Consider the following 12,990-nt stretch of genomic DNA (forward strand, 5'->3'; position numbering starts at 1 on the left):
TGGAGCCCTTGGCCGTGGTGTCGGCCGTCACGGTCTGCGTGGCGGTGGCGGTGATGCTCGACGCGGTGAGCGGAGCGGAGCCTCGGCCGATGGATGCTGCGGTGTGGACCGTCGCGATGACGATCGCGACCGACGGGGTGATGGTGACGGAGCCGCCTGCGGCGCCTGCTTCTGCCTCAGTGGTGAGCGTGACGTCGTGGGTGGCGGTGATGGTCAGTGCGCCGGCACCCGTGACGGGAGGGCCGCGGGTGCCGTTGGCGGCGGGTGCGATGCCCGCGTACACCTCGTGCGTCACGAGGTTGAGCGCGAATGCGGCGCCGATGCCGACCGTCCCGTCACCGGACTGACCGGCCTTGGCGGACGACTTGTCGGTCGTCTTCGACCCGGCGGTGAAGCTGGCCGTGCCACCGGTGAGCACGACTCCCGGCAGCGGCGGTGCGGGCTGCGGCGAGGGGTCGCTGCTCGCGTCGAGCAGCGCGCGGGTGTCTTCGTCGACGAGGTTGATGGCGAAGGCGCCAGCCACGCCCAGCGTGCCGCCGGTGCCGGTGGCGCCGGCCTGCGCGACGGCCTCGAAGGCGTGGACGACGTCGGGACCGACCGCCTTCACGGTTGCCGACACCGTGAGCGACGCGGCGTGCACCGACGCGCCGACGCCGAGCCCCGCCTCGTTGATGAGCCGCACCTTGTTGACGGCGACGGCGGCTCCGATGCCCGCCGTCGTCGAGTTCACCGCGGTGCCTTCGGCCGTCGCCGAGGCATCGGTGTTGTTGGTGGCGGTCAGCGTGACAGCCCCCGGCGTCGAGACCGACGCGCCCGCGAGAAGCATGGCCCGTGCGACCGAGGTGACCAGGTTGACGGCGATGGCCGCGGCCACCGACACCGACGTGCCGTCCTCGTTCTTCTGGTCGGGCGTCGACGTGCCACCGCCTGCGCCGCCCGTGGTCCTGCCACCGGCGCTGCCGAGCTTGGCATCGGACTTGGTCTTCACGTTGTCGTTCGTCGAGTTGCCGCCCGCACCTTCTCCCGGTGCGCCCTGCGCGGTCGCCTCGGCGGTCGTGGTGGTCTTCGACACGTTCTCGGCGGCGAGCGACACGGGACCGGTGGCGGTCACGGTGCGACCGATGGATGCCTCGGCCTCGTGGTCGATGCTCGCCAGCGCGAACGAGATCGTGAGCCCGAGCGTCGCACCGTTGCCCGAGTTCGTCGCTCCGGTCGCCGACGTCGTCGCCTTCGCCGCCTGCGTGGCGGCGGCGGCGAGCGAGGCCAGCGCGAGGGCGGGGCCGGACATCACGCCGGCGAACGTGCGGACGTTGTGGATCGTGATGCTCGCGACGCCGGTGAGGGTGGCGCTGGTGCCGCCGTCGGCGCCGCCGACAGTCGTGGTGGTCGCGTCGTCGGCGCCGTTCGCGGTGAGGGTCAGGGCGCCGATCGCGCTCGGCGCCGCCCCCGCGGCCACCGCGGCGACGATGTCGTCTCGGATCAGCGTCAGAGCGACAGATGCGCCGGCGCCGACGGGGCTGCCGTTCGTGCCGCCCATCTGCTGCTTCGCGGTCGCCTGCGCGGTGCTCTTGCTGCTGCCTCGCGCCGTGACGGCGACCGCGCGGCCGGCGAACGACGTCGCGCCGTTCAGCGTCGCCGACGTGAGGGTGTCGATCTTGGCCAGTGCGAACGAGCCGGCGAACGCGACCGAGCCCGAAGCGGGCTTGGCGCCGGAGACGGCCGTCGCGGTGAACGACGAGTTGCCGGCATCCGGTCCCGCCGCTCGCACCGTCACGCCGCTCGGGGCGTCGATCGCGCCGCCCGAGATGTAGGCACGGGTCGCGAAGTCGAGGATCAGCAGGCCGACGCCGATGCCCACGCCCGCGCCGCTGGCGCCGCCCGAGCCGTCGGCGGTGCCGCCGTTGCCGGTGACGGCGACGGTGTTCTTGGCGTGCGCCCGATACGCCTGGGCCCCGGTCGTGACGACCTTGGCCCCGACGGCGCGGCCCCGCGTGTCGGTCTTCACGTGCGCGAGTCCGAAGGCCGCCGCGATGCTGATGTCGCCGCCGCCGCTGGCGCTGCTTCCGGTGTTGGACTGGCCGTTCGCGCGGCTCGCGCTGTTCTGGTTCTTGTTGGAGTCCTTGGCGCCGCCCTTGCTCGCGACGGCCGTGGCCGTCACGTTCGCGGTCTGGTCGGCGAGCACGTCGACCGATGCTGCGGACACCCCGATCGCGCTGGTGGTGTCGATGGCGGCATCCGTCGTCTGCGACAGGTGGACGACGGCGACGCCCGCGCCGCTCGTCGCCTGGTGCGCGTCGCCCGTGGCGGTGAGGGTCGCGGCGTTCGCCGCGGTGATGCCGAGAGCCCCCGCCACGGCGACCCTTGCCGTGCCGGTGATCTTGGCGATGACGTTCGCCGTGGTCCACAGGACGGCGACCGCGGCGTCGAAGCTGCCCGCCGTCTCGTGCTTCGAGCTGTCGCTCGTGGGCACCGCCGATGCGGTGACCGTCGAGGTCGCATCCATCGTCGCGGCACCCGTGACGGTGACCGCCGAGGATCCGCCGATCATGACGGCGGCGTTCGAGGTGATGATCGCCGCGTCGCCGTACTGCTTGCCGAGTGTGAACGGGCCGACGGTGGACGTGGCGGTGGCCGTGAGGTCTCCGTTCGCCACGATCGTCGCGCCGCCCGTGATCGCGACGTTCGCGTTCGCGTTCGCGATCACGGCGTACGCATGGTCGGCGTCCGTGTCGGGGGTAACGGTCGAGGTGGCGGTCATCGTCAGATCGCCCGTCGTGATCGAGCCGCCGTCGACGACCACCGACGTGTTCGCGTCGTGGTCGAGGCAGTCGACGATCGAGAAGTCATCGAAGTCGGTGCAGTCGGCGGCGCCGATCCCCTGGGTCGCGGTCTCGTCGGCGATGACCTTCACCGACGACGCGGTGACGGTGGCGCCCTGGAACATCACCGACTCGAAGTACGCCTCGAACGCGGCGTTCAGGAGGTTGATCGCCCCGAGGACCGTGAGGGTGTCGTGCCCGGTGCCGCCCGAGATCTTCAGGACGGTGCCCGTTCCGACCGGAGCATCGAACACCGTCGTCTCGAACGAGGCGTTCGCGCTGCGCAGCTGCAGTTGGCCGGTGGCCGGGCCCTGCTCGAGCACCGCGTCGTCGTCGCCGCTTCCGAGTGCGAAGTCGGCGCTGCCGGTGCCGCCGGTGTTGGCGACGATCGGCTCGATGCCCGCGTAGTGCACGACGGTCGAGCCGAACGTCATGGTCCCGCTGGACCCGTCGGTCGGCTGCGAGGCGAACCCGCCGCCGCCGTTCGTGACCAGCGTGTCGAAGCCGGCCGCGCCGTCGAAGGAGACCGGGATGCCGGGGTCCGTGCCGCCGAAGTCGATGGTGAACGTGTCGTCGCCCGACGTGCCGGTCACGCGGATCCCGGAGATCTCGGCCAACGGCCGTGTGACGCCTTGGAAGGTGACGGTGCCGTCGGCGTGGAAGACCAGCGACGAGGCTGTGCCCGACATCGTCAGCACCCACGGCGCGGGTGCGGCGGGGGCGGCCGGAGCCTGGTCGACGGGTGCCGCCGGTACCGGGTCGACCGGTGCCTCGGGCGCCGGTTCGGCCGGCACCGCGGGCTCGGTCGGCGCCGGAGCGGTCGGCGCCGGGTCGGCGACCACGGGCTCGGTCGGCGCGGGCGCGGGATCCGGCACAGGAGCCGGGGCCGGGGCCGGAGCGGGATCCGGGGCCGGAGCGGGATCCGCGGCCGGATCCGGGGCCGGAGCGGGATCCGGGGCCGGAGCGGGATCCGCGGCCGGATCCGGGGCCGGAGCGGGCGCGGGATCCGGCGCAGGCGCCGTGTCGGTCGGAGCGGCGACGTCTGCGGCGTCGAACGGCCGCACGTTCAGCGCAGCGACCGAGCCGACCATCTCGTCCGCTGCGGCGTCGGCGGATGCGCCCACCACGGTCGCGGCGAGCGCTGCGGGCGCCGGTGCCGACGCGGGTGCGGGTGCCGACGCGGGCGCGGGTGCGGGTGCGGGTGCCGACGCGGCGACTGCTACCGGGCTGGTCAGGGGCGCGCTGTACGGCAGGGTGATGCCCACGGCGACGGCGATCGCCGTCGCGTACGCGAGCACGCCGAACGCCGCGCTGCGGTAGCGCCCCGTTCCCGATCCCCAAACCATGACGCGCCTGTCGCTCGTTCGACGAAACTGACAACGCGCCGGTGCACTCGATCCGCTGCGCGGCTCCCCCGAACCCCGGCGATGACACCTGAGTGTCTCTCGTGTAACTCAACCCCAACCGGCTCGAGGACCGCACGCACACGGTGTGGATGCGGTCGGCGAACCGGACACGCGCCAAAGTAGACCCGAGTCGCGAGATCCGTCAAGAGCGTGTCGCAAATTCCCGACGCCGGGCACGAGAGCACGCGGCATTCCCGGAGCGGCATGACGCGGACGCGACGGGTCAGTTCAGACCCGAGTAGGCGTGCAGGCCCTTGAAGAACATGTTCACGATCGTGAAGTTGAACAGCACCGCGGTGAACCCGATGATCGACAGCCAGGCCGAGCGAGAGCCGCGCCAGCCGCGCGTCGCGCGCGCGTGGATGTACCCGGCGTAGAGCACCCAGATGACGAAGGTCCAGACTTCCTTCGTGTCGAAGCCCCAGTAGCGGCCCCACGCGTCGTTGGCCCAGATCGAGCCGGCGATCAGCGTGAAGGTCCAGAAGATGAAGCCGATGATCGCGAACCGGTATGCGAGCGACTCGAGGGCGTCGGCGCTCGGCAGCGTCCGCAGGAACCCCGGCCCCGTCTTGACGGGAGTGGATGCCGCACCGCCGGCCGACGTCATCGCCTCGGCCGCCGCGACCTTGCTCTCGCGCCGGGACTGCATGAGCTGCAGCACCGACAACCCGAATGCGAGGGCGAAGATGGCGGTCGACAACGACGCGACGAAGACGTGGATGACGAGCCAGACCGACTTCAGCGGCTCGGCGAGCGGCACGACTTCGGTGTAGAACCAGATCGCGGTGCCGCCGAGCAGCACCACCACCAGGCCCGTGATGAACGTGCCGAGGAACCGCAGGTCGTAGCGGAAGAGCACGCCCAGGTACACCGCGATGATCAGCATCGTGCCGGTGAGGGCGAACTCGTACATGTTCGACCACGGCACTCGTCCGGCCGCGATCCCGCGCGTCACGTCGGCGCCGACGTGGAACAGGAAGCCGAGCACGGTCAGCGACGTGCCGATACGCGCCCATACGAGTCGTTCGCGCCGCCCGACGGGCGCGTTGATCGCCGCCTCGGATGCCGTCTCCTGCGCGCGCATCGCCTCGACGATCCCGCCGCGGGAGCTGCCGGCGGCCACGAGCTCGCGCTCGCGCGCGGTCGCCGCATCCTTCGCGGCTGCGTCCTTCGCGTCGGCGGCGACGACCCCGCGCCGCGAGAGGTCGACAGTGTATGCGATGAACGCGAGCGCGTAGATCGCGATGGCCGTCCAGACCAGCAGCCGCGAGATCGAGTCGAGGTCGAAAGGCATGGCGTCGGGCATGATCCTCAGTCTACGTCGGGGGTGGTTTCAGGCTTCGAGTCGGTGAGCGACGCGAGGTGCTGCACCGCGAACTGGTCGACGGCGCCGGCGAGGGTGGGATCCTCGCCTCGGGCGAGGCCCGCGTACTCCAGGTGCACGGTGTGGCCCTGGACGACGGCCTTGACCCACATGCGTCGGCGCGGCACGAACAGCGCCGCGAGCAGCCCGGCGAGCGCCAGGATGGCGAACACGAGCACCCAGGTCGCGGCGGCGTCGCGGTGGATCGACAGCGACACATAGCGCTTGACGGAGCCGTCGTACCCGTGTGCGCCTGCGGGCGCCTCGTTCTCGAACGTGACCGTGCCGCGACCCCCGGGAAGGTCCGCGGTGTCGCCTGGCGCCAACTCGAGGGAGGTCACGTCGGTGCCCGCGCCGGTGAGCTTCTTCATGTCGCTCGTGTCGAGCGTGTACACCGACTTCGGCACGCCGCCGTCGATGCCGAGATCGCCGACGTAGACGTCGAGGGTCACGACAGGGCTGATGAGCGCCGGGTAGGCCGAGGTGTACGCCCCGCTGTCGAGCTTGACCTGCGTCGGGTAGAAGAAGCCGACGAGGCCGAGCTGGTCGCTGAGGCCGTCGGGCACCTTGATCACGCCGAGCGAGGTCATGTTGGTGTCCTGGGGCAGGAACGGCACCGCCTCTGAGAACACGACATCGCCGTCGGGGTCGCGGATCGTGAGGGTCGGGGCGTAGCCGTTGCCCATGAGGTACACGCGGTCGCCCGCCATGTCGAGCGGGTGGTTGACGCGCACCTCGCCCTTCTCGGCGTCGCCGCCCGCGTACTGCGTCGTGAGATTGGCGACGAAGTCGCCGGCCATGCCCGCGCCCTTCGAACCGCTCGGCTGGTATGTCACGTCGAACCGGTCGAGCGTCAGCGCGTACGGCGTCAGGGCGTCCTCGTCGACGAAGCGTCCCGGGTTGAACGACGTGTAGTCCAGCATCGCGTTCACCCACGTGCGGCCCTCGATGATGACCGTCTGGCCGGTGTACGTGAACCCGCCGCCGATGCCGACGGCGAGCAGCACGCCGACCAGCGCGGCGTGGAACACCAGGTTGCCGGTCTCGCGCAGATACCCGCGCTCCGCCGACACCGACAGCGCCCTGGCGGAGTCGTAGCGCTCGACGCGGTAGCCGGACTTGCGCAGCTGATGCTGGGCGGCCTCGATCGCGGTCGCTGCTGCGGCGGCGGCATCCGCGTCATCGGCATACTCGAGGATCTCGGAGCGGTGGGCGTCCAGACGCGACAGCCGCGCCGGGGTGCGCGGCGGCTTGGCGCGCATGGCCTTGAAGTGGTGCTTCGTGCGCGGGATCACGCAGCCGACGAGCGAGATGAACAGCAGGATGTAGATCGCCGAGAACCACGGCGAGGTGTACACGTCGAACAGGCTCAGCTTGTCGAGCACCGGTGCGAGGTCGGGGTTGTCGACGAAGTACTGCCGCACGCCGTTCGGGTCGGCGCTGCGCTGCGGCACGAGCGAGCCAGGGACCGCCGCGATGGCCAGCAGCAGCAGCAGCACGAGGGCGGTGCGCATCGAGGTGAGCTGGCGCCACCCCCACCTGAGCCAGCCGACGACGCCCAGCGACGGCTGGGTGATGTCGTCGGATGCCTCTGCGGCCGGGGTGGCGCTGTCGGCGTGGTCGGCGGGCCGGAGCGGGTCCACCGACGTCTCGGAGTCAGAGCGGGGCCGGGACACTGGAGAACACCCCCTGGAACTGGGCCATCACGGCGGTCCACACGCCGGTCACCATAAGGAGACCGAGCACGATGAGCAGACCGCCGCCGATGAGGTTGACGACACGGATGTGGCGGCGCACGAAGGTCACCGAGCGCGTCGCCCAGCCGAATCCGAGCGTGATGAGAAGGAACGGGATGCCGAGGCCCAGCGAGTACGCGACGCCGAGGAGCGCCGCACGACCGATCGACCCCGAGTCGAACGACATCGTGAGGATCACGGCGAGGGTCGGGCCGATGCAGGGCGCCCACCCGATCGCCAGCGCGATGCCCAGCAGCGGCGCGCCGATGAGCCCGAGGTTGCCGCGCACCTGCGGCCGCGCGATGCGCTGCGCCAGCCCGAACCAGCCGATGAACACGAGCCCCATCGCGATGATGAGCACGCCCAGCACGCGGGTGATGACGTCGGCGTACTCGAGCAGGAACCGCCCGACAGTGCCGCCGAGCATCGCCATGCTGACGAACACCACCGTGAAGCCGGCGATGAACAGCAGCACGCCGAGCACGAGGCGGCCGCGGGCCGGCGCCTCCACCCCATCGGTCGTCGAGCGAGCGACGGAGGAGCGAGTCGGAACGCCTTCGCCGTCGGTCGACCCCGGCGTGACGGCATCCCCCGCCGCATTCACGGCGACCGGCGCCGGACGCGGCGCCACCGCGCCCCCGATGAAGCCGAGGTAGCCCGGCACGAGCGGCAGCACGCACGGCGACAGGAACGAGATCGCGCCCGCGAGAACGGCGATGGGGATGGCGATGAGCAGCGAGCCGTCGGCGACGAGCTCGCCCAGGCTCACGATTCCTCCAGCGTCTCGCGCACGATGGTCTCGAGGATCGACGCCTCTTCGATCTGCCCGATCAGGCGTGCGGCGACGCGCCCCTCCTTATCGAGCACGAGCGTGACCGGCACGGCGTTGAGGGGCGACGAGCCGGCGAACGCGAGCTTCATCGAGCCGTCGACAGTCATGAGCGCGCTCGGGTAGTCGATGCCGAACTTCTTCGCGAACGCCTGCGAGGCCTCGGCACCGTCGTAGAGGTTGACGCCGAGGAACTTCACGTCCTTGCCCTCGAACGAGTCGTGCACCTTCGCGAGCTCCGGCGCCTCCACGCGGCAGGGTGCGCAGCTGGCGTACCAGAAGTTCACGACGGTGACGTCGCCGGCGTAGTCCTCGCTCGTCGTCGTCTCACCGGTGTCGAGCACGCCCTCGAACTCGACGGGCTCGGTGCGGTCGGCGGCCTCGATCTCGACGACCTCGAACCCGTTGGCCGCCGAGACGAAGCCCTTGTTGTCGCCCTCGCGGTACTGCTCGGCGAGCGGGTCGGCGCTGCACGCCGCCAGTCCGGCGATGAGCACCGTGCTGAGAAGGAGGGATGCCGCCACGCGGACCTTCCCGAAGCCGCGAGTCATACTGCTCCCACATCCACCGCGCCCGCCGTCGACGCCGGTTCGGCGTAGGCGGTCTCGGTCCATTTGCCGTCGACCATCTCGAAGCTCGTCACACTCGACAGCGTGCAGCGTCGCGCGCGCGGGTCGTGCCGCAGGGGCTGCCCGGTGACGGCCAGGTGGGTGATCCAGATGGGGAGCTGGTGCGAGACGATCACGACGTCGCCCGCGTCCACCGACTCCCACGCCTCGGTCATGGCCTTGTTCATGCGGCCCACGACGTCCGCGTACGGCTCGCCCCAGCTGGGCAGGGCCGGCTTGCGCAGGTGGCGCCAGTTCCACGGGTTGACCAGTGCGCGCGCCATGCGCTTGCCCTCGAACACGTTGGTGGGCTCGATCACGCGCTCGTCGATGACCGGCTCGATGCCGAAGAGCTCGGTGAACGGCTCGGCCGATTCCTGCGTGCGCTGCAGCGGCGAGCTGATGAGCACCGAGACCGGCCGCTCCAGCGCCTTCACATACTCGGCGGCCTGCCGCGCCATGCGCCGGCCGTCCGCGCTGAGCCGGTACCCCGGGAGTCGCCCATAGAGCACGCGGGCAGGGTTGTGGACCTCCCCGTGGCGCACGAGATGAAGGCGAGCGGCGGGCACCGCACCAGTCTACGTGGGCGTCTTCTGTGGGCCGGCTGAGCGTTCGCCCTACGGCCGCGCGCTCGCGCGAGAAGAACCCCGTGACCTGCCACGTAGACTTGTCGCTCGTGAGTGAACGCGTTCTCGTCAGTCAGTTGAAGGGTCTCCCCGACGGACCCGTCTCGGTGTCGGGCTGGGTGGAGACCGTCCGCGATCAGAAGAAGGTGCAGTTCGTCATCCTTCGCGACGAGACCGGGGCGGTGCAGCTGGTCAACCCGGCCACGCGCCCGGCAGAGGACGGCAGTGAGCAGGATGCCGCGGCCCTCGCGCTCACCGACGTCATCTCGAACCTCGCCACGGGCACCTTCCTGACGGTGCGGGGCGAGCTCAAGCACGACGAGCGCGTCAAGCTCGGCGGCGTCGAGATCAAGATCGGCTCTCTCGACATCGCCGCCGCGGCGCTCCCCGAGACGCCCATCGCCGCCGACTCCGGTCTCGACAAGCGCATGGACTGGCGCTTCCTCGACCTGCGTCAGCGCCGCAACAACCTCATCTTCCGCGTGCAGACGACGCTCGAGCACGCGTTCCGCTCGTACTGGATCGAGCGCGACTACATCGAGGTGCACTCCCCCAAGCTCATGGCGAGCGCGTCGGAGTCCAACGCCGAGCTGTTCTCGCTCGACTACTTCGAGGACAAGACGGCGTACCTCGCGCAGTCGCCGCAGTTCTTCAAGCAGATGGCGCAGGTCGCAGGCTTCGGCAAGATCTTCGAGATCGCGCCGGCCTTCCGCGCCGACCCCTCGTTCACCTCGCGTCACGCGACCGAGTTCACCTCCGTGGACGCCGAGATCAGCTGGATCGACTCCCACGAGGACGTCGCCACGATGCAGGAGGAGCTGCTGCAGGCCGGCTTCCAGGCGGTGAAAGACAAGCACGGCGCCGAGATCGAAGAGCTCTTCGGTCTCGAAGTGCAGGTGCCCAGCATCCCCTTCCCGCGCATCCCGCTCGCCGAGGCGCGCCAGATCGTGAAGGGCCGCGGCTACGACATCCCCCGTACCGACGGCGACCTCGACCCCGAGGGCGAGCGTCAGATCTCGGCCTACGTCGAAGAGACCTATGGCCACCAGTTCGTGTTCATCACGGACTACCACCCCGAGATCCGCGCGTTCTACCACATGCGCGACGAAGAGACCGGGCTCACCAAGTCGTACGACCTGCTCTTCAAGGGCGTCGAGATCACGACCGGCGCGCAGCGCGAGCACCGCGTCGACGTGCTGATCGAGCAGGCGAAGGAGAAGGGCCTGGGCGCCGAGCACCTCGACTTCTACTTCGACTTCTTCCGCTACGGCGCCCCGCCGCACGGCGGCTTCGGCATGGGCCTCGCGCGCGTGCTGATGCTGCTGCTCGGCCAGGACTCGATCCGCGAGGTCACCTACCTCTTCCGCGGTCCGACGCGCCTCGCGCCGTAAGCACGACCGCACGGAGCCCCGTGAGCGCCTCGCCGCTCACGGGGCTCCGTGCGTGTGCATGCGCTCCCCCGACGCGCTGAAGATGCTCAGCACCTCGGCCGGGCCATCGGCGGTCGCGCTCAGGCTGTGCGGCAGGCGCGTGTCGAACTCGGCGGCCTCGCCCCGCTCGATGACGTGCTCGTGGTCGTCCAGCGCCAGGCGCAGCCGGCCGCTGAGCACGTACAGCCATTCGTAACCGTCGTGCACGCGGGGTTCGGGCGCCTGCGCGACCGCCGGGAAGGTGATCTTGTACGTCTGCACCGGCGAGTGGTCGAGGGTGAGGGGCGCGATCACCATGCCCTCGCGCCGTTGGACCGGCCGGTGCACGCGGGGGTCGGCGGGCGCCTCGGGCAGCAGGTCGTCGATCCGGATGCCGAGCTGTCGGGTGAGCGGGAGCAGGAGCTCCAGCGATGCCTGGCGCTTGCCGGCCTCCAGGCGCGAGAGCGTGCTGGGCGACATGCCGGCACGGGTCGCGAGGTCGTCGAGCGTCCAGCCACGGTCTTTGCGCGCGGCGCGCAGCCGCGGGCCGACCTGATCCAGTGCATCCATGGGTTCATCTTGCCATTTCTGCAAACCTGTTTGCCAATGTGGCCGCGTGCGTCGAAGCTGGAGTCATGGAGAACGAGTGGGATGCCGTCGTCATCGGCGGCGGTACGGCCGGGCTGAGCGCCGCGCAGATGCTGGGCCGCTCCCGGCGCCGCACCTTGGTGATCGACAGCGGGATGCCGCGCAACCGGTTCGCGGAGCACATGCACGGCGTGCTCGGCCACGACGGCTCATCCCCGACCGGGTTGCTGGCCACGGGCCGCGACGAGGCTCGGGCCTACGGGGTCGAATTCGCCGCCGGCGTGGTGATCGACCTCGCCGACGAGGGCGCCGTGCTTCGCGTGACCCGCGAGGACGGGTCGGTCGACACCGCACGCGCCGTCGTCATCACGACGGGCATCCGCGACGAGCTTCCCGATGTGCCCGGTCTGCGCGAGGAGTGGGGCCGCACAGTGCTGCACTGCCCGTACTGCCACGGCTGGGAAGTGGCCGGGCGCCGCCTCGCCGTCCTCGCCACCTCGGCGGCGAGCCTGCACCAGGTCGAGCTCGTGCGCCAGCTCTCGGACGACGTCACGGTGTTCACGGGCGAGCCCTGGGACGAATCGGCGATCGTCCGGCTGAGCGCCCGCGACATCCGGATCGTGGCCGCTCCCGTGCGAGCCGTCACCGGCCGCGACGGCGCGCTCGCGATCGAGACCGAGGCCGGCGAAGAGGTGGTGGTCGACGCGCTGTTCACCGGCGGGACGCCCGTTCTCGATCTGGGGTACGCCGACGGCCTGCGGCTCGCCCGCGCCGAAGCGCCCGGCAGCCCGCTGGTCGCCGACCTGCGCGGGGCGACCAGCCACCCCCGCGTCTTCGCCGCAGGCAATGTGACAGGGCCGTTCGGCAACGTGCCGCTGTCGATGGGGGCCGGATCGATGGCCGGGGCCGGCGCGAACGCGATGCTCGCCGCCGAGGACTTCGACCGGGCGGTCGAGGAGCGCACCGCGCTGCGCAACGCCGGCTGGGAGCAGCGCTACGCCGCCGAAGAACGCTTCTGGTCGGGACGCGTCAACGCGACGATGGCGGCCATCGTCTCCGGGCTCGAACCCGGGACGGCGCTCGATCTCGGCTCGGGCGAAGGCGGAGACGTCGTCTGGCTCGCCGAGCGCGGCTGGCGCGCGACCGGGGTCGACGTCTCGGCGACCGCGGCGCGACGTGCCGCCGACCTCGCCGCGTCGCACCGAGTCGACGCCGACTTCCGTGTCGGGGACGGGGCGGCATCCGTTCCCGGCGAGTTCGACCTCGTGCTCGCGAGCTTCCTGCACTCCTGGGAGCCGGACTTCCCCCGCCTGCGCATGCTGCGCGAAGCGGCGGACCGCGTGGCACCCGGCGGCAGGCTGCTGATCGTGTCGCATGCCGCCCCGCCGCCGTGGGCTCGTGAGGTCCCCGTGCACGCCCCCGTCATGCGCACGCCCGAAGAGGAGCTCACGCTGCTCGATCTCGACCCCACCCGGTGGCAGCCCGAGCTGGTCGAGGTGCGCCGCCGCGAGGCGACGGCGCCCGACGGCACGCCGGCGCACCTCGACGACGGCGTGCTGCTGCTGCGCCGCGTCAGCTGAGACGGCCTCCGCCCCCATAGTGTGGA

9 protein-coding genes (1 of these 9 cut by a window edge) are annotated in these 12,990 nt (G+C 71.1%); 2 read left to right on the forward strand and 7 right to left on the reverse strand.

Features of this window, described 5'->3' with window-relative positions; genetic code table 11:
• From IF188_RS01360 to IF188_RS01385, 6 genes are all read right to left on the reverse strand, one after another.
• On the reverse strand, positions 1 to 4,165 hold the 5' portion of the coding sequence (locus IF188_RS01360; RefSeq protein WP_191169981.1) for a hypothetical protein. The gene continues 24,947 nt to the left of window position 1, outside the view; only the first 4,165 of its 29,112 coding nucleotides appear in the window; the start codon lies at positions 4,163 to 4,165; the stop codon falls past the left edge of the window.
• A gap of 283 nt (positions 4,166 to 4,448) precedes the next feature.
• Positions 4,449 to 5,531: a c-type cytochrome biogenesis protein CcsB gene (gene ccsB, locus IF188_RS01365; protein WP_191169982.1), complete on the reverse strand. Its 1,083-nt coding sequence runs from the start codon at positions 5,529 to 5,531 to the stop codon at positions 4,449 to 4,451.
• Positions 5,532 to 5,536: 5 nt separating this feature from the next.
• A complete protein-coding gene (gene resB, locus IF188_RS01370) occupies positions 5,537 to 7,231 on the reverse strand; it encodes a cytochrome c biogenesis protein ResB (protein ID WP_318152708.1) in 1,695 nt (564 codons plus the stop codon).
• A 13-nt stretch (positions 7,232 to 7,244) separates the two neighbouring features.
• Positions 7,245 to 8,093, reverse strand: a complete 849-nt coding sequence (locus IF188_RS01375; RefSeq protein ID WP_191169984.1) for a cytochrome c biogenesis CcdA family protein — start codon at positions 8,091 to 8,093, stop codon at positions 7,245 to 7,247.
• Positions 8,090 to 8,704 (reverse strand): TlpA family protein disulfide reductase, encoded by a 615-nt coding sequence (locus IF188_RS01380; protein WP_191169985.1) that lies wholly within the window; start codon positions 8,702 to 8,704, stop codon positions 8,090 to 8,092. The genes IF188_RS01375 and IF188_RS01380 overlap by 4 nt, the downstream gene beginning before the upstream one ends.
• On the reverse strand, positions 8,701 to 9,330 hold the full coding sequence (locus IF188_RS01385) for a histidine phosphatase family protein (RefSeq protein WP_191169986.1): 630 nt from the start codon (positions 9,328 to 9,330) through the stop codon (positions 8,701 to 8,703). Before IF188_RS01385 ends, IF188_RS01380 begins: the two co-directional genes overlap by 4 nt.
• Positions 9,331 to 9,437: 107 nt before the next feature.
• Between IF188_RS01385 and aspS the strand changes: the two genes are divergently transcribed.
• Complete coding sequence (gene aspS / locus IF188_RS01390; RefSeq protein ID WP_191169987.1) at positions 9,438 to 10,778, forward strand: aspartate--tRNA(Asn) ligase; 1,341 nt, start codon at positions 9,438 to 9,440, stop codon at positions 10,776 to 10,778.
• A 36-nt stretch (positions 10,779 to 10,814) separates the two neighbouring features.
• Here the strand turns inward: aspS and IF188_RS01395 are convergent, their stop codons facing one another.
• Positions 10,815 to 11,366, reverse strand: a complete 552-nt coding sequence (locus IF188_RS01395) for a helix-turn-helix domain-containing protein (RefSeq protein ID WP_191169988.1) — start codon at positions 11,364 to 11,366, stop codon at positions 10,815 to 10,817.
• Positions 11,367 to 11,431: 65 nt separating this feature from the next.
• On the opposite strand from IF188_RS01395, the gene IF188_RS01400 reads away from it, so the two are divergent.
• On the forward strand, positions 11,432 to 12,964 hold the full coding sequence (locus tag IF188_RS01400; protein WP_191169989.1) for an FAD-dependent oxidoreductase: 1,533 nt from the start codon (positions 11,432 to 11,434) through the stop codon (positions 12,962 to 12,964).
• Positions 12,965 to 12,990 lie beyond the last annotated feature (26 nt).

The sequence above is a fragment of the Microbacterium helvum genome, assembly GCF_014779795.1.
Taxonomy (GTDB): domain Bacteria; phylum Actinomycetota; class Actinomycetes; order Actinomycetales; family Microbacteriaceae; genus Microbacterium; species Microbacterium helvum.

Excerpts from the sequence above, each read along its gene's own strand:
- ccsB (WP_191169982.1), bottom strand. The coding sequence starts at position 5,531 with ATGCCCGACGCCATGCCTTTCGACCTCGACTCGATCTCGCGGCTGCTG.
- IF188_RS01380 (WP_191169985.1), bottom strand. The coding sequence starts at position 8,704 with ATGACTCGCGGCTTCGGGAAGGTCCGCGTGGCGGCATCCCTCCTTCTC.
- IF188_RS01395 (WP_191169988.1), bottom strand. The coding sequence starts at position 11,366 with ATGGATGCACTGGATCAGGTCGGCCCGCGGCTGCGCGCCGCGCGCAAA.
- IF188_RS01400 (WP_191169989.1), top strand. The coding sequence starts at position 11,432 with ATGGAGAACGAGTGGGATGCCGTCGTCATCGGCGGCGGTACGGCCGGG.